We start from the raw sequence: 16,039 nt of genomic DNA on the forward strand, positions 1-16,039 counted from the left end.
TAGCTGGATATAGCTTCTGGAATGACCGATCCGGTGTTCTTCGCGCCATCACGCCGGTATACGGCGGCCGAAGTCGCGAATCTGACCGGCTCGGTGCTTGTCGATTCCGGCCAATCCGACGTTTCGATCGAGGCGCTGGCGCCGGCCCACGAGGGCGGCGCCAATGCGCTCGTCTTCGTCGACGGCAGGCGTAATTCCGCGCTGATGCCGTCGCTACGCGCTGCCGCGGTGCTGTGCCCGGCGGAATTCGCCAACAAGGCGCCGTCCAGCGTCGCTGTGTTGATCCATCCGCGTCCGCAACAGGCATTCGCGCTGGTCGGCCGGCTGCTGTTTCCGACAGCCGCCACGCCGGGCCCAATGACTGGTGAAACCGGTGTTTCACCGCATGCCCATATTGATTCGACCGCGCATGTCGAAGCCGGTGCCATCATCGAGGCCGGTGTGGTCATCGGGCCAGGCGTCTCGATCGGCAGCGGCACCGTCATCGCGCCAAACGCGGTCATTGGACAATCCTGCCAGATCGGCCGCGACGGTTATGTCGGTCCGGGCGCAAGCATCCAGTATGCGCTGATCGGCAATCGGGTCATCATCCATGGCGGCGCCAGGATCGGCCAGGACGGCTTCGGCTTTGTCGGCGGTGCCAAGGGACCGGAACGCGTTCCTCAGATTGGACGGGTCGTCATCCAGGACGATGTCGAGATCGGCTCCAATTCCACTGTCGATCGCGGCGCCATGTCCGATACGATCATCGGTCAAGGCACCAAGATCGACAATCTCGTGCAGATCGCCCATAACGTCCGCATCGGTCGCAATTGCATAGTGGCCGGGCTTTCAGGTATTTCCGGTTCCGTGGTCGTGGGTGACAACGTTACGATGGGCGGCGGCGTCGGGCTCGCGGATCACCTGACCATCGGCTCAGGAGCCAAGCTTGCCGCCAGAAGTGGATTTATGAGCAATGTTCCCGCCGGCGAGATCTGGGGCGGTTATCCGGCACAGCCGATGGCGGAAGCCATGCGGGAGATAGCCATGTTGCGCACGATGGCCAGGGCACGCAAGCAGGGCAAGGACAATGGCTGATATGGTGGCGGCGACGACGCTGGAAGCGGTCGACATAATGGGGCTGATGAAGCTCCTGCCGCACCGCTATCCCTTCCTGATGATCGACCGCATCATCGACATCGACGGCGACGATTCCGCCGTCGGCATCAAGAACGTCACCATCAACGAGCCGCATTTTCAGGGGCATTTTCCGGAGCAGCCGGTGATGCCGGGGGTGCTTATCGTCGAGGCCATGGCGCAGACGGCCGGCGCCATCTGCATCCGCAGCCTTGGGGCGTCGAAGCCGTCGCTGGTCTATTTCCTGACCATCGACAACGCCAAATTCCGCAAGCCGGTCGTTCCCGGCGACCAGTTGAAGATTCACGTCAAGAAAATCAAGAAGCGCGGCAACCTGCTCAAATTCGCCTGCGAAGCCCTGGTCGATGGAACCAAGGCGGCCGAGGCCGAGATTTCAGCCATGATGGTCACCGGCGACTGACGATCGAGTGCTTATGAAAATCAAGACTTCAATCCATCCTTCCTCCGTCGTGGAAGAGGGCGCCCAGATCGGCGAGGGTGTGCGCATAGGGCCATTCTGCCATATCAGCTCCGATGCCGTGATCGGCGACGGTGTCGAACTGGTCAGCCATGTCTCCGTCATGGGCGCGACCACCATCGGCGCCTCGACCAAGGTCTATCCGATGGCGACATTGGGCGCACCGCCGCAGAACACCAAACACAAGGGCGGCCGCACAACGCTGGTCATCGGCGCCAACTGCACCATCCGCGAAGGCGTCACCATGCATGTCGGCACCGACAACAGCCGCGGCGAAACGACAGTGGGCGACAATGGCAATTTCCTTGCCTACGCCCACATCGCTCATGATTGCGTTGTCGGCAAGAACGCCACCTTCGCCAATGGCGCCACGCTGGGCGGCCACTGCGAGATTGGCGACAATGTCTACATAGGCGGCCTCAGTGCCGTTCATCAATTCGTGCGGGTCGGCGACAACGCCTTTCTTGGCGGGTGCTCGGCTTTCGTTGGCGACGTCATTCCCTATGCCATTGCCGTCGGCAACCGCGCCACCTTGCGCGGTTTGAACATCATCGGCCTCAAGCGCGCCGGCCTGCCGCGTTCCGAAATCTATCTGTTGCGCAAAGCCTACAGGACGATTTTCGACCGCTCCCGCACCGTCGGCGAGAACATCGAATTCGCCAAGGCCGAGTTCGCCTCTTCGCCGACCGCCATGAAGATCGTCCACTTCATCAGCAGTCGCGGCAAGCGGCACTATGCGGTGCCATCGCTCAAAGGCAGCGATGGCGACGATACCGACGATGAAGACTGAGACGGCTTCTGCCGGTCTTGTTCTCCCGCCAGATGCCAGGGTCGGCATCATCGCCGGCGGCGGCAGTCTTCCGGTCGAAGTCGCGGCCGGCTCGGCCGGGCAGGGTCATCCGCCCTTCGTCGTCCTCATGGAAGGCGAAGCCGACCGTTTGCCGGAATTGTGCCGGTATGAGCATGAGACCCTTGCCCTGGAGGCGATCGGCTCGCTTGTTCCACTGCTCAAACGCCACCGGATCACCCATCTGGTGCTTGCCGGCGAGATCAAGCGCCGGCCAAGGCTGACGCATCTGCGCCCAAGCCTTGGCCTGCTGGCCGTGATACCAATTGTCGTCAGGGCGCTGGCGCGCGGCGACGATGGCCTGTTGAAGGTGGTGGCGCGCGGTCTTGAGGCCCGAGGGATAAAGGTCATGGGTGCCCACGAGATCGTGCCTAACCTCGTCGCCGCCGAAGGGGTCTTGACCAAAGCGGTGCCACAGAAATCGGATTGGCGCGACATCGAGGCGGGCTTTGCGGCGGCTAAGGCCATCGGGGCGCTGGATATCGGCCAGGCGGCGATTGCGGTCGGCGGCCGGGCCATCGCGCTCGAGGGCATCGAGGGGACGGCCGGATTGCTCGACCGGACGAGGCTACTGCGAGGCCATGGCCGCATCGCCGGCAAGACGCGCGGTGTCCTGGTTAAATGCGCCAAGCCTGGTCAGGAGCTGCGTGCGGACCTTCCTTCGATGGGACCGCAGACGGTCGAAGCGGCACATGCGGCCGGGCTCGCCGGTATTGCGGTCGAAGCGGGACGCTCGCTGATCCTCGAAGGCCCCGCAACCCTGTCGCGCGCCAATGAACTTGGCCTGTTCATCGTCGGCCTGGCCGCGGCGGAGCCTGCGCATGGCTGACAGGGCGTTGAAAATCGCGATCGTCGCCGGCGAGGAATCGGGTGATCTGCTTGGCGCCGACATCGTGCGTTCGCTGCGCCAGGCAACCGGCCGCGAGGTGCAACTCGTCGGCCTCGGCGGCCGGCACCTCGGGGAATTGGGCCTGGTGTCGCCCTTCGATGCCGGCGAGATCGCGCTGATGGGTTTCAGTGCCGTCCTGCGCGACCTGCCGCGCCTCGTCAGGCGGATCGGCCAGCTGGCCAAAACCATCGCCGAGGAAAGGCCGGACTGCCTGGTCACCATCGACAGTCCGGACTTTTCCTTGCGCGTCGCCAGGAAGGTGCGGACCGCCAATCCGTCGATACCGATCATCCACTATGTCTGCCCGAGCGTCTGGGCCTGGCGGCCGGGCAGGGCGGTGGCGATGAAGCCCTATGTCGACCATATCCTCTGCATCCTGCCGTTCGAGGTGAAGGAGCTCGAACGGCTGGGCGGCCCGCCCGGCACCTATGTCGGGCATCGCCTGACGCATGATGCGGGCGTGCTTGCCGCCCAGAAGGCGCAGGCCTTGCCGCGCGATCTTGCCCAGGACCGGATCAAGACATTGCTCGTCCTGCCGGGCTCGCGGCGCGGCGAGGTGCGGCGGCTGATCGAACCGTTCGGCGAGACCGTGTCGATGCTGCGCACGCGTGGGCATCGGCTGCGGCTGCTGCTGCCGACGGTTCCGCATGTCGCCGATCTCGTCAAATCCTCGGTCAACCGTTGGGACGAAAAACCCGAAATCATCGTTGATCCCGGGCGCAAATGGCAGGCTTTCGGCAAGGCCGATGCCGCGCTGATCGCATCGGGAACCGTATCGCTGGAACTGGCTTTGGCCGGTGTGCCGATGGTGTCGTCCTACAGGCTCGATCCGGTCGCCCGTGCCGTCGCGCCATATCTTGTTTCGGTTTGGTCGGCGCTGCTGCCCAATCTCATCTCGGATCGCGCACTTATCCCCGAGTTCTACAACGAGTACGTCAAGCCGAACAATCTGGCGCGACAACTGGAAGCATTGTTCGCCGACAGCGGCATGCGCGCCTGGCAGAAAGACGGCTTTGCCGAGATCGCGCGGCGCATGGCGACGGACAAGCCGTCGGGCGAGATCGCTGCACAGGTGGTTATGGAGAGCATCAAGAGAGTGAGTAGGCAGTAGGCAGTAGGAAAATCCCCAATCCCTACTGCCTATTCACTACTGCCTCGTGTTACCGCTTGGCGATCGGCACGTAGTCGCGCTCCGGCGCTCCGGTGTAGAGCTGGCGCGGCCGGCCGATCTTCTGGCGCGGATCCTCGATCATCTCCTTCCACTGCGCGATCCAGCCGACGGTACGGGCGACCGCGAACAGCACGGTGAACATGGTGGTGGGGAAGCCCAACGCTTTCAGCGTGATGCCGGAATAGAAGTCGACATTCGGATAGAGCTTCTTCTCGATGAAATAGGGGTCGGTCAGCGCGATCTTTTCCAGTTCCATGGCGATGTCGAGCAGCGGATCGTCCTTGATGCCGAGTTCGCCCAGCACCTCATGCGCCGTCTTCTGCATGATTTTCGCGCGAGGATCATAGTTCTTGTAGACGCGGTGACCAAAGCCCATCAGCCGGAACGGGTCGTTCTTGTCCTTGGCGCGGGCGATGAACTCCGGGATGTGATCGACATGACCGATCTCGCCCAGCATGTTGAGCGCCGCTTCATTGGCGCCGCCATGGGCCGGGCCCCACAGGCAAGCGATGCCGGCAGCGATGCAGGCGAACGGGTTGGCGCCCGACGAGCCGGCGAGGCGAACCGTCGAGGTCGAGGCATTCTGCTCGTGATCGGCGTGCAGGATGAAGATGCGCTCCATGGCGCGCGCCAGCACCGGATTGATCTTGTACTCCTCGCACGGCACGGCAAAGCACATATGCAGGAAGTTTGCCGCGAAGCCGAGATCGTTCTTCGGGTAAATGAAGGGCTGGCCGATGTGATACTTGTAGGCCATGGCCGCGATCGTCGGCATCTTGGCGATCAGCCGCATCGAGGCGACCATGCGCTGGTAGGGGTCCGAGATATCAGTGGAGTCGTGATAGAAGGCCGACAGCGCGCCGACCACGCCACACATCACCGCCATCGGGTGCGCGTCGCGGCGGAAGCCGGTGAAGAAGCGCGACATCTGCTCGTGCACCATGGTGTGGCGCGTTACGCGGTAATCGAAATCGTCCTTCTGCGCTTTGGTCGGCAGTTCGCCATAGAGCAGGAGGTAGCAGACTTCGAGGAAGTCGCCGTGTTCGGCCAGCTGGTCGATCGGATAGCCGCGGTGGAGAAGAATACCGGCATCGCCGTCGATGAAGGTGATCTCGGACTCGCAGCTTGCCGTCGAAGTAAAGCCTGGGTCGTAGGTGAAGGCGCCGGTCGTGCTGTAGAGCGAGGCGATGTCGATAACGTCGGGTCCGACGGAGCCGCTTCGCACCTTGAATTCATGGGTCTTGCCGGCGAATTGAAGCGTTGCGGTAGCCTCTTGGTTCGCCCCGCCCACATCCAGTTTTTTCGCAGCTTCGGTCATTGCAAACTCCTTGTTGTTTCCTCATGCCGGCAAAGGCAAATTCTGCAGAGCGACACGTCGAAATCACCGCAATGCGCGTATTCGCCACCGCATTATAGGAGGTGCGTGCCAGATTGGGCCAAGGCCTAATGTTGCACTGCGAAACGCGCCTTTCAATGCCAATCTTCTTGGGCCAGTTTGCTCCTAATCGATTTGATCCGCTATGCGCGCCAGGCTTTCCTCGCGCCCAAGCACGGCAAGCACGTCGAACACGCCGGGCGAGGTGCTTTTGCCGGTCAGCGCGGCCCGCAACGGTTGGGCCACGGCGCCAAGCTTGTGGCCACCGGCCAGCGCATAGTCGCGGATCGCGGCTTCCGCCGCGGCGGCCGTCCAGTCGCCGGAAAGCGCGTTCAAGGCCTCGTGAGCGCCGCTCAGGATCTTGCGAGCGTCATCATTGAGCAGGAGGGCCGCCTTCTCGTCGACCGGCAGCGGGCGCGTGGCGAACAGATAGGCCGCGCCGTCGACGAGCTCGACCAGCGTCTTGGCGCGCTCCTTCAGGCCCGGAAGGGCGGCCAGCAACTGCGCCTTGTTGTGTTCGTTGAGGCGTGCGGCCATCGCCGGGCCACCCTCAAGATAGGGCAGAGTGGCGATGAAGATGTCGAGCAGCTGCGTGTCGGCCATGCGGCGCATATGCGCGCCGTTGATCGCTTCCAGCTTGGCGAAGTCGAAGCGGGCAGCGCCCTTGTTGACGTCGCCGATGTCGAACCAGGAGATCATGTCCCTGATCGACATGATCTCGTCATCGCCGTGGCTCCAGCCCAGGCGCGCCAGGTAGTTGAGCAATGCCTCCGGCAGGTAGCCCATGGCCCGATAGGCCTCGACGCCGAGCGCGCCATGGCGCTTCGACAGCTTGGCGCCATCGGCGCCATGGATCAGCGGGATGTGCGACATGGACGGCACGTCCCAGCCCATGGCGTTGTAGATCACGGTCTGGCGGGCGGCATTGGTGAGGTGGTCGTCGCCGCGGATAATGTGCGTGACACCCATGTCATGATCGTCGACGACGACGGCATGCATGTAGGTCGGGTTGCCGTCCGAACGCAGGATGATGAAGTCGTCGAGATCCTTGTTGGGGAAGCGCACTTCGCCCTGGACACGGTCGTGGACGATGGTCTCGCCCTCGGTCTGCGCCTTGATGCGGATGGCGCCCTTGGCGCCTGCAGGCGCCTCTGAGGGGGCGCGGTCGCGCCACTGGCCGTTGTAGCGCGGCGGCAGGCCCTTGGCCCGTGCTGCCTCGCGCATTGCCTCAAGCTCGGCAGGTGTCTCGTAGCTGTAGTAGGCCTTGCCCAGGCGCACGAGTTGCTCCGCGACTTCGCGGTGGCGCGGCGCGCGCTCGAATTGCGAGACCGCGTCGCCGTCCCAGCCAAGACCGAGCCAGGAGAGGCCGTCGAGGATGGCGGCCGTCGCGGCGTCGGTCGAACGCTCGCGATCGGTGTCCTCGATGCGCAACAGCATCGTGCCGTCGGTGTGCTTGGCATAGAGCCAGTTGAACAGCGCCGTGCGCGCGCCGCCGATGTGCAGGTAACCGGTGGGCGAGGGGGCAAAACGGGTGACGACCTTGTCGGACATGAAACTCTCGGAAACCATCTGAAGCGGGGTGTGCGGCTGCGCGGACTTTCGCGCGCCCGGCGTTCATGTAGCATAGGGCGACAGGGGTGCAAGGGGCAGACCCGATGGCTGGACGAGGCCGGGACTGGGAACAGGGCGAGGACGCCAGTGTTGGCGTCAGCGAGCGGTCCCTGTTTGCAGCCCCCCTGGCGAACCCACTGCCATCGCCTCTTGTGCGGGTGCCCGGGAGCCAGCCGCCGCATGCGGATATTCCGGCGATACTTCCGTCGCCTGCCTCAGGCCGGATTGTGCGTGTCCGGCGGCAACTCGGCAGGGTTTCCTGGCCTCGCCTGCGCCACGGTGCGGCGAGCGCAGCGGAGCTCGAGCTTGACCGGGGCGTCGCCTTCCTGCTGGTGCCGGTTTGTCTGGCCGCTGGTGCGATCGGCTATTATTCGCTCGCGGCGGAGCCTGATTTTGCAAAGCCTGTCGCGGTCGTCGTGCTGATGGCGGTCTGTGCGCTTGTTTCGCGCTCCTGGCCGAAAACCCATCTGGGCTTCATGGCGGCATTGTTGTGTGCGCTTGGCCTGCTTGCCGCCAAGGTCGAGACATGGCGTGCGGGCACCCAGATGTTGGGTTCGGAAATCTCGACGCAAGTGACCGGCCGCGTCGTTTCGCTCGACCGGATGGAGACCGGCCGCATCCGGCTGACCATCGACGTGACGTCGACCGCGCGGCCGAAACTGCGCTATGCGCCGGAAAGGGTCCGGCTTTCGGCGCGAGACATCCCGGCGGACATGACCGCCGGTTCCTTGGTCACCGGCTACACCAAGCTGTTGCCGCCAACCGGTCCGGTGCGGCCCGACAGCTACGATTTCTCGTTCGACAGCTATTTTGCCGGCATTGGCGGCAGCGGTTTCTTTCTCGGCAATCCAAAGCTTGTCTCCGCCACCAACGACGAGATGCCGCTCACGGCCCGCCTTTTCTCAGGGATAGAAAATGCCCGTGAAGCCATCGCCGACCATATCAGGGCCACGGTCGGCGGTGCTGAAGGTGAGATCGCGGCGGCGCTGATCGTCGGCGTGCGCGCCGGCATTCCCGATGAAATCAACGAGGCGATGCGGCGCACTGGCATCTATCACATCATCTCCATTTCGGGACTGCATATGGCGCTGGTCGCTGGCACCATCATGGGTCTGCTGCGCGGCGGCTTCGCGCTGTTTCCGGATTTTTCCGCGCGTCGGCCGGTGAAGAAATACGCGGCCGCCGCGGCCCTTTTCTCGATCGCCGCCTATCTCGTCATTTCCGGCGTCGTCGTCGCTGCCGAGCGCAGCTTCATCATGCTGGCGGTGATGCTGATTGCCGTGCTGTTCGATCGCGCAGCGCTGACCATGCGCAATCTGGCGATCTCGGCGATCGCCGTCATTGTGGTTTCGCCGCATGAGGTCGTCGGCCCGAGCTTCCAGATGTCCTTCGCCGCGACCGCGGCGCTGATCGGTGCCTATGCCGGCTGGGCGGATCATCATGCGGGAAAGGCGAGACCGCCACCGCCAAAGCGATCCCTGCCGGGTTTTCTCACGCGAAAATTCCTGCTGGCGACGGGCGGGTTGGCGATGACCTCCATCATCGCCGGCTGCGCCACGGCGCTGTTTGCCATCTGGCATTTCCAGCGAGTGTCGCCGCTCAGCCTGTTCGCCAATCTGGCCGTCATGCCGATCGTGTCAGCCGTGATGTTCCTGGCCGTTGCCAGCGCGTTGCTGATGCCATTCGGATTGGATGCGCCGACCCTCTACCTGATGGGCAAGGGCCTGACGGCGATGATAGCCATATCGGCGTGGATATCGGAACGCTCACCGGTCGATGCGGTCGGGCTGATTTCGCAGCAATCCGTCCTGCTGGTGACCATCGCCCTGGTCATCGCGACGATGGCGACGACCTGGCTGCGGCTCGCGGCACTGCCATTCGCGCTTGCCGGCCTGCTGACTGTATCGGATACGCGCACGCCCGATGTGCTTATCTCGGAAGATGCGCGGCTGGTCGCACTGCCGATCGGCGGCGGCGAACTCGCGGTCAGCCGGGCTCGCCCGAACGAGTTCACCGTCGACAATTGGAAACGCGCGCTGGTGTCCGAAACCATCGTCGTGCCGGAGATGTTCGACAAGGCGGACGGGCAATTCGACATCGCCGATGCCGTCAATCTGCCGCCGGGAGCACCGTTCTACTGCACGGATGGCGTCTGTCTTGCCCGGCACCCATCCGGTGCAATCATCGCGCATGTCGAAGACCGCGAGGACACCTGGAAAGCCTGCGGCTTCGCCGATTTGATCGTCGTCAATGACGCGACGGGCTATGATGCCTGCCACAATCCGCTGGTTCTTGTCGTTACCAAGCGGCAACTTGCCCGCAAGGGCAGTGCCGCCGTCTTCTTCGACCGCCAATCGGCGACCGGTCCGCCAATCATCAGCTTCGCGGTGGACGGGCCGTATCGGCCCTGGCACGAGCAGCGAAAGTTTTCGCGTGAGGCGAGGGGGCTGCCGCCCTATCAAAAATCCGAAAAGCCGGCCGTTCCTGCTCAGTAGCGCCTGATCAGCCCGACAAGCTTGCCTTGCACCTTGACCCTGTCCGGCCCGAAAATCCGCGTCTCGTAAGCCGGGTTGGCGGCTTCAAGGGCAATCGAGGCGCCCTTGCGGCGGAACCGTTTCAGGGTTGCTTCCTCCTCGTCGACCAGCGCCACGACGATCTCGCCCGGGCTTGCCGTGTCGGCGTTGCGGATGATCACCGTGTCGCCATCAAAGATGCCGGCCTCGATCATCGAGTCGCCCTTGACCTCCAGCGCATAGTGCTCGCCGCCCATGATCATGTCCGGCGGCACCGAGATCGAATGCGTCTGGTGCTGGATGGCATCGATCGGGACACCGGCGGCGATACGGCCCATCACCGGGATCGACACGGCAGAGACCGCGTCGTCGTCATTGCCGGCCGCCGGCAAGCGCGATGGCGCCGGCTTGATCTGGCGACCAAGGCCGCCCTGGCCGAGACTGCCCTGGATGACGCTCGGCGAGAACTTCTTTGCCGCGTTGAGGCCGGGTGCGATCGAATCCGGCAGCCGCAGCACTTCCAGCGCCCGCGCCCGGTTGGGCAGCCGGCGAATGAAGCCGCGTTCCTCCAATGCCGTGATCAGGCGATGGATGCCTGACTTGGAGGCGAGATCGAGCGCTTCCTTCATCTCGTCGAAGGATGGCGGAATACCGCTTTCCTTGAGCCGTTCATGAATGAACATCAGCAGTTCATGTTGCTTGCGTGTCAGCATGGCGGCCCCCCAAGGCATTGAACGACGGGTTGAACCAGAATCGAAAAACAAACCCAGAACAAACACTATCTGTTCCAGTTGTGTTCTGCAACTGTTTAAAGTTTAATGAATTTGTTAAGACGTCGGAAATTTTTTGCCCCTGGGAGCGGGCAGCGATCGACCGCTTCCGCTGCCGTTACGTGCATTGAAATCATTTTGGTTAATGGCCTGTGGCCTACTCCTGAATGCGGTTTGGCATCAGGCATTTGAGAGGCGTTCACGGGCCGGATTTGTATGGTTTGTCGATCCATTTCCGGCGGAACGAAACGAAATCAAAACGCCAACGATCACTGGCTTTGGGCAGGCTCGACCGCTGGGATCGGGACAACCGCGGCAGCCTCATCCGGAAACGGCTTTCAGGCTGCCGGCGCGCGCAGTGTAGGTGTTGGCACCACTGTCTTCGCTGTGCACATAGACATGCAGCGTGTAGCCGATATGCGCTGTCATTAGCGCCTTGGCCCGCTCCACATCGCGATCGAGCGCCGCTTCCATGATCGCGGTGTGATGCTCGATGGCGATCGCCTCGCGCAAAGCGTCCATTGCCTCGCCATAGCCATCCTTGAGGCCGGCAGCCGCCCGCAATGTCGGCGCCAGGCCGAGAAACCGATGATGCCGCCGTAGCTGATCGGCGATCGTCGAGCGGAAGCGCAACAGCCAGTTGGACGTCGCCGCGCTCAACAGCGCCGCATGGAAGGCCTCGTGGCTCTCGTCCCATTTGTCGACGGCCGCATCGGAAGGGTCGTCGACCGCGGTCTTGCAGCGGGAGAGCCGGTAGTGAGCGGTGACGACCGCGTCCTCCCATTCCCTGCCGCCGTTCGCGATCGATTCCAGGAACAGCGGCATTTCGACAACCATCCTTGCGCGCGCCAGGTCCTCGAGCTCGGCGCGCGACACGGGAGCGACGGCAAAACCGCGATTGCTGATGGCGGTGACCAGGCGCTCGGCTTCAAGCCGGGACAGGGCTTCACGCAGCGGCGTCCAGCCGACGCCGTATGTGGCGCGCAGCGCACTCAGCTTGAGTGGCGCGCCCGGCATGAGGCGGGTGGTCAGGATATCTCGCCGCAGCAGCTGATAGGCCGCCTCGGTCTTCGTGGAGCTGTTCTGATCCTGCATCGCGATCCGTCTATCATCGGGCCTGGAAAATTATATATGATGGTGGCGCATGGCAAGAATTATATATAATGTTTGACACACAGCGAGGGACTGACCATGATCCCCGCAGTTGCCGCCTGTGAGCGGCGCTGATCAAATCTGGGAGGAAATGATGATGAAGTCGAAGTCCGCTTGGCTGTCGGGATTGGCCCTGGCAGGCGCATTGATGGTCAGCGCCGGCAGCGCCGCGGCCGATCAGATACGCATCGGCATCGCCAATTTCGGCGAGCATCCGCAGCTCAACGCTGCCATAGCCGGCTTCAAGAAGGCATTGACGGACAAAGGTTTTGTCGAGGGCAAGGACGTCGTCTACACCGAAAGCCATACCAATTTCGATGCATCGCTGGTGCCGCAGATGATTGCCAAGCTGCAGGCGGAGCAGCCCAAGCTGATCTACACCATCACCACGCCGGTCTCCCAGATCGCCAAGAAGGCGCTTGCCGGCTCCAGCATTCCGATCGTTTTCGCCGCGGTCACCGATCCGGTGGCGGCCAAGCTGGTGCCGTCATGGGACGCCGGCGATGAAGGCATGACCGGCGCCAGCGATCTGCAGGATGTCGCCGCGGTGATGGCCTTCACCAAGAAACTGCTGCCGAACGCCAAGCGGTTCGGCGTGCCTTACAATCCGGGCGAGGCCAATGACGTTGCCCTGATCGAAAAGATCAAGGCGGCGGCGCCGGCGGCGGGCTTCGAGGTCGTGGAAGTCGGCGTCGACAACGTCAATGACATCCAGCAACGCATCGCCTCGCTCGCCGGCAAGGTCGACGTGATCTACGGCCCAGCCTCCAACCTGATCCAGCCGGCGATCGCTGCTGTCTCCGCGGCCGCTCGCCAGGCCGGAATCCCGATCGTCAACTCCGATGACAGCGCGGTCCGCAACGGCACCGTGCCGGCAAGCTTTGCGGTCAATTACACGCAGGTTGGAGTCAATGCCGGCAACATCGCCGCCGAGATCCTCAAGGGCAAGGATCCCAAGACGATCGCGCCGTCGCGCCCGGCGTACAAGGATCACATGGCAACGATTTCCCGCAAGGCGATGGCCGCGTTCGGCATCGAGATACCGGCCTCGATGGCCGATTGCGGTTGCATCGTCGACTGATATCGAGCTGCAAGGGGCGATGGCGTCGGCGCCGTCGCCCTTCACGCCAGGGAGGAATGATGCTCGATATCCGATCCGCGCGCAAAATATTCTACAAGGGGCAGGCCGACGAGAAGGTCGCGCTGGACGGCCTCAGCCTGTCATTGGCCACCGGCGAGTTCGGCATCGTCATCGGCTCCAACGGGGCCGGCAAGAGCAGCATGCTCAACGCCATTTCCGGAGCCCTTGTTCTGGATACCGGCAAGATCCTGATCAACGGCGCCGACGTGACAGCCCTGCCGGTGTACAAGCGCGCCACAAGATTGGCGCGCGTCTTCCAGGATCCGATGCGCGGCACCGCCGCAAGCATGACCGTGGCGGAAAACATGCTGCTGGCCGATCTGCGCAGCCAAAAACGCACGCTGCGGCAAGGGCTGAACGCCGCGCGGCTCGCGTCCTACAAGGAGCGCCTGTCGATATTGGGCCTCGGCCTTGAAAACCGTCTCGACACCCGCGTCGATCTGCTCTCGGGCGGGCAGCGTCAGTCCCTGTCGCTGATCATGGCCGTCGGCGGATCTCCGGACCTGCTGCTGCTCGACGAGCATACAGCGGCACTTGACCCGCGCACGGCCGAGATCGTCATGCAGGCGACAGTGCGCGCCGTCAACGCGCTGAAGCTGACCACGCTGATGGTGACCCACAACATGCAGCACGCCGTCGACTATGGCAGCCGGGTGATCATGCTCGATGCGGGCCGGGTCCTGCTCGAGGTCACCGGCGAGGAGAAGGCCAGGGTCACGGTTATCGATCTGATTGGCCATTTTTCCATCAAGACCGACCGCATGTTGCTGGCGAGCTGATCACCATGGGCTTTATTCAGGACGTTCTGACCAGCTTCGTCGCGATCATGCCGGTGACCCTGGCGCAAAGCCTGATCCTGGCCTTTGTCGTGCTCGGCATCATGATCCCGTTCCGCATGCTGAATTTTCCCGATCTGACCAGCGAGGGCGCCTTTCCGCTGGGCGGCTGCGTCTGCGGCGTGCTTCTTGCCGCAGGCGTATCGCCGCTGACCTGCATCGTCGTCGCATTTGTGACGGGTTTTGCGGCGGGCTGCTGCACCGCCTTCATCCATCTGCGCTTCCGCATCCACACGCTGCTCGCGGGCATCCTGATGATGACGATGCTCTACAGCATCAACCTTCGCATCATGGGCAAGTCCAACCTCTCGGTTTTCGGCTCGCCCACCGTGTTCGACTGGGTGCCGTTCGCCCGGCCGGGTTTTCCGGCCAGCAAGATCGTCGTCGCCGGCCTTCTCGCGCTCATAGTCTTCGCAGCACTCTACATGTTCTTCAGGACCGAGAAGGGGACCGCCGTGCGTGCCGTCGGCGCCAATCCCGACATGGCCGAGGCGCAGGGCATCAATGTCTGGGCGGCGACCATAGGCGGTGTCGGGCTGGCAAGCGCGTTTTCGGCCTCGAGCGGCGCGCTGATGGTGCAGTCGCAGGGATTTGCCGACGTCAATATGGGATTGGGCATCCTCATCAACGGCCTGGCCGCTCTGATGATCGGCGAGGCGGTCGTCGGCAAGCAGGCGGTCTGGCGCCAGCTGCTGGCCCCCTTTGCCGGCGCGATCATCTATTACCAGCTGGTGTCATTCTGCCTCGCCGCCGGCATGCCGCCCCCCGACCTGAAGCTTGCCACGGGCCTGTTCGTGCTCGCCATGCTTGCTTTGCCCAGCCTCAAGCGCAGCCGGGGACCCGCGCCGGCGCGCGAAGCGATCCGTGAATAACCAGGGAATATCACAAATCATGCGTACAACGATCGGTCTCGCGGCAATCGAAGCCATGGATGCGGCGGATCCGCTGCGTGCCATGCGCGACCGCTTCATTTTGCCGGAAGGTGTGATCTACCTCGACGGCAACTCGCTGGGTGCCGCGGCGCCCGCCGTCTTCAACGAGCTGCAAAAGGCGGCGACGCAGGAATGGGCGCAGGACCTCATCCGCGCCTGGAACACCGCCGGCTGGTTCGACATGCCGGTCGCGCTCGGAGACCAGCTCGGGCGGCTGATCGGCGCCGCTTCCGGCCAGACGGTGGTCTGCGACACGACCTCGATCAACATCTACAAGGTGCTGCATACAGCCCTTGGCATGCGGCCGAACCGCTCGGTCATCGTTGCCGAGGGCGACAGTTTCCCGACCGATCTCTACATGGCCGAAGGCGTGGCCTCGACGCGGCCGGGCACGGTGCTGCGGCTCGAAGGCGTCGATGCGCCCACCATTGAGGAACTGATCGACGAGCGCGTGGGCGTCATCCTGGTCAACCACGTCAATTACAAAACCGGACAATTGCGCGACATGGCCGCCCTGACGTGCAAGGCCCATCAGGTCGGTGCGCTGATCGTCTGGGATCTCTGCCATACGGCCGGCGCATTGCCGGTCGAACTCGATGCCGCGAACGCAGATTTCGCCATCGGCTGCACCTACAAATATCTCAATGGCGGTCCAGGCGCGCCCGCCTTCATCTATGCCGCGAAGCGCCATCACGACGATGTCCATCAGCCGCTGAGCGGCTGGTGGGGCCATGCGCGGCCCTTCGCTTTTGAACAAAGTTATGCGGCCGGCAGCGGCATCCGCCGGTTCCTGTGCGGCACGCAGCCGGTGCTGTCGATGCGGGCGCTGAAAGGGGCGCTCGAAATCTGGAACGATGTCGACATGGCGGCGGTGCGCAAGAAGAGCATCGCGCTCACCGACCTGTTCATCCAGCTCGTCGAAGCCAGATGCGGCGCCTACGGCCTCGAACTCGAAGGTCCGCGCGACGGCAATGCGCGCGGCAGCCAGGTGTCGTTCCTCCACCCGCATGGCTACCAGGTGATGCGCGCCTTGATCGAACGCGGCGTGATCGGTGATTTCCGCGCGCCCTCGACCATCCGCTTCGGTTTCACGCCGCTCTATGTCGGCTACAAGGACGTCTGGCAGGCAGTCGAGGTGCTGGAGGACATTTTGCGCACCGGTGCCTGGCAGGAGGCACGTTTCGCAGTCAAGACGGCGGTGACCTGAG

14 protein-coding genes are annotated in these 16,039 nt (G+C 63.4%); 10 read left to right on the top strand and 4 right to left on the bottom strand.

Annotation, left to right across the window (positions count from 1 at the left end):
* Window positions 1–21 precede the first annotated feature (21 nt).
* Genes lpxD through lpxB form a run of 5 tightly spaced genes read left to right on the top strand, consistent with a single transcriptional unit; the run spans window position 22 to window position 4,441 of the window.
* Window positions 22–1,077: a UDP-3-O-(3-hydroxymyristoyl)glucosamine N-acyltransferase gene (gene lpxD, locus ACWGS8_RS13425; RefSeq protein WP_454581407.1), complete on the top strand. Its 1,056-nt coding sequence runs from the start codon at window positions 22–24 to the stop codon at window positions 1,075–1,077.
* Entirely contained in the window at window positions 1,070–1,537 is a 468-nt protein-coding gene (gene fabZ, locus ACWGS8_RS13430; protein WP_454581408.1) for a 3-hydroxyacyl-ACP dehydratase FabZ, read from the top strand. The genes lpxD and fabZ overlap by 8 nt, the downstream gene beginning before the upstream one ends.
* A 13-nt stretch (window positions 1,538–1,550) precedes the next feature.
* Window positions 1,551–2,384 (top strand): acyl-ACP--UDP-N-acetylglucosamine O-acyltransferase, encoded by an 834-nt coding sequence (lpxA, locus tag ACWGS8_RS13435; RefSeq protein WP_454581409.1) that lies wholly within the window; start codon window positions 1,551–1,553, stop codon window positions 2,382–2,384.
* Window positions 2,356–3,270 (top strand): LpxI family protein, encoded by a 915-nt coding sequence (locus ACWGS8_RS13440; protein WP_454581410.1) that lies wholly within the window; start codon window positions 2,356–2,358, stop codon window positions 3,268–3,270. The genes lpxA and ACWGS8_RS13440 overlap by 29 nt, the downstream gene beginning before the upstream one ends.
* Complete coding sequence (gene lpxB / locus ACWGS8_RS13445) at window positions 3,263–4,441, top strand: lipid-A-disaccharide synthase (protein ID WP_454581411.1); 1,179 nt, start codon at window positions 3,263–3,265, stop codon at window positions 4,439–4,441. Before ACWGS8_RS13440 ends, lpxB begins: the two co-directional genes overlap by 8 nt.
* A 49-nt stretch (window positions 4,442–4,490) precedes the next feature.
* Here the strand turns inward: lpxB and gltA are convergent, their stop codons facing one another.
* Together gltA and gltX are read right to left on the bottom strand one after the other, a co-directional pair.
* Window positions 4,491–5,819 (bottom strand): citrate synthase, encoded by a 1,329-nt coding sequence (gene gltA / locus ACWGS8_RS13450; protein WP_019858188.1) that lies wholly within the window; start codon window positions 5,817–5,819, stop codon window positions 4,491–4,493.
* Between the two features lie 183 nt (window positions 5,820–6,002).
* Entirely contained in the window at window positions 6,003–7,427 is a 1,425-nt protein-coding gene (gene gltX, locus ACWGS8_RS13455) for a glutamate--tRNA ligase (protein ID WP_454581412.1), read from the bottom strand.
* A 104-nt stretch (window positions 7,428–7,531) separates the two neighbouring features.
* On the opposite strand from gltX, the gene ACWGS8_RS13460 reads away from it, so the two are divergent.
* Entirely contained in the window at window positions 7,532–9,982 is a 2,451-nt protein-coding gene (locus ACWGS8_RS13460; protein WP_454581413.1) for a ComEC/Rec2 family competence protein, read from the top strand.
* On the opposite strand, the gene lexA is transcribed toward ACWGS8_RS13460, so the two are convergent.
* Complete coding sequence (lexA, locus tag ACWGS8_RS13465; RefSeq protein ID WP_032933442.1) at window positions 9,976–10,713, bottom strand: transcriptional repressor LexA; 738 nt, start codon at window positions 10,711–10,713, stop codon at window positions 9,976–9,978. The two genes, ACWGS8_RS13460 and lexA, sit on opposite strands and share 7 nt — an antisense overlap.
* Window positions 10,714–11,091: 378 nt before the next feature.
* On the bottom strand, window positions 11,092–11,865 hold the full coding sequence (locus tag ACWGS8_RS13470; protein WP_454581414.1) for a GntR family transcriptional regulator: 774 nt from the start codon (window positions 11,863–11,865) through the stop codon (window positions 11,092–11,094).
* A gap of 151 nt (window positions 11,866–12,016) precedes the next feature.
* On the opposite strand from ACWGS8_RS13470, the gene ACWGS8_RS13475 reads away from it, so the two are divergent.
* The 4 genes from ACWGS8_RS13475 to kynU are packed head-to-tail and all read left to right on the top strand — an operon-like array spanning window position 12,017 to window position 16,038.
* Window positions 12,017–13,003, top strand: coding sequence for an ABC transporter substrate-binding protein (locus ACWGS8_RS13475; protein WP_454581415.1), 987 nt, complete (start codon window positions 12,017–12,019; stop codon window positions 13,001–13,003).
* Between the two features lie 59 nt (window positions 13,004–13,062).
* Window positions 13,063–13,842, top strand: a complete 780-nt coding sequence (locus tag ACWGS8_RS13480; RefSeq protein ID WP_454581416.1) for an ABC transporter ATP-binding protein — start codon at window positions 13,063–13,065, stop codon at window positions 13,840–13,842.
* Between the two features lie 5 nt (window positions 13,843–13,847).
* Window positions 13,848–14,771 carry an ABC transporter permease gene (locus tag ACWGS8_RS13485; protein ID WP_454581417.1) on the top strand — a complete coding sequence of 308 codons (924 nt, stop codon included), beginning with the start codon at window positions 13,848–13,850 and terminating at the stop codon, window positions 14,769–14,771.
* 19 nt (window positions 14,772–14,790) lie between these two features.
* Window positions 14,791–16,038 carry a kynureninase gene (gene kynU, locus ACWGS8_RS13490; RefSeq protein WP_454581418.1) on the top strand — a complete coding sequence of 416 codons (1,248 nt, stop codon included), beginning with the start codon at window positions 14,791–14,793 and terminating at the stop codon, window positions 16,036–16,038.
* The last annotated feature ends 1 nt before the right edge of the window (window position 16,039 follow it).

Source organism: Mesorhizobium sp. 43Arga, from assembly GCF_053714255.1.

Bases quoted from the DNA above. Each gene is read 5' to 3' on its own strand.
- ACWGS8_RS13460 (WP_454581413.1), top strand. From the start codon at position 7,532: ATGGCTGGACGAGGCCGGGACTGGGAACAGGGCGAGGACGCCAGTGTT.
- ACWGS8_RS13470 (WP_454581414.1), bottom strand. From the start codon at position 11,865: ATGCAGGATCAGAACAGCTCCACGAAGACCGAGGCGGCCTATCAGCTG.
- gltA (WP_019858188.1), bottom strand. From the start codon at position 5,819: ATGACCGAAGCTGCGAAAAAACTGGATGTGGGCGGGGCGAACCAAGAG.
- ACWGS8_RS13480 (WP_454581416.1), top strand. From the start codon at position 13,063: ATGCTCGATATCCGATCCGCGCGCAAAATATTCTACAAGGGGCAGGCC.
- ACWGS8_RS13485 (WP_454581417.1), top strand. From the start codon at position 13,848: ATGGGCTTTATTCAGGACGTTCTGACCAGCTTCGTCGCGATCATGCCG.
- kynU (WP_454581418.1), top strand. From the start codon at position 14,791: ATGCGTACAACGATCGGTCTCGCGGCAATCGAAGCCATGGATGCGGCG.
- ACWGS8_RS13440 (WP_454581410.1), top strand. From the start codon at position 2,356: ATGGCGACGATACCGACGATGAAGACTGAGACGGCTTCTGCCGGTCTT.
- ACWGS8_RS13475 (WP_454581415.1), top strand. From the start codon at position 12,017: ATGATGAAGTCGAAGTCCGCTTGGCTGTCGGGATTGGCCCTGGCAGGC.
- lexA (WP_032933442.1), bottom strand. From the start codon at position 10,713: ATGCTGACACGCAAGCAACATGAACTGCTGATGTTCATTCATGAACGG.
- lpxB (WP_454581411.1), top strand. From the start codon at position 3,263: ATGGCTGACAGGGCGTTGAAAATCGCGATCGTCGCCGGCGAGGAATCG.
- fabZ (WP_454581408.1), top strand. From the start codon at position 1,070: ATGGCTGATATGGTGGCGGCGACGACGCTGGAAGCGGTCGACATAATG.
- lpxA (WP_454581409.1), top strand. From the start codon at position 1,551: ATGAAAATCAAGACTTCAATCCATCCTTCCTCCGTCGTGGAAGAGGGC.
- lpxD (WP_454581407.1), top strand. From the start codon at position 22: ATGACCGATCCGGTGTTCTTCGCGCCATCACGCCGGTATACGGCGGCC.
- gltX (WP_454581412.1), bottom strand. From the start codon at position 7,427: ATGTCCGACAAGGTCGTCACCCGTTTTGCCCCCTCGCCCACCGGTTAC.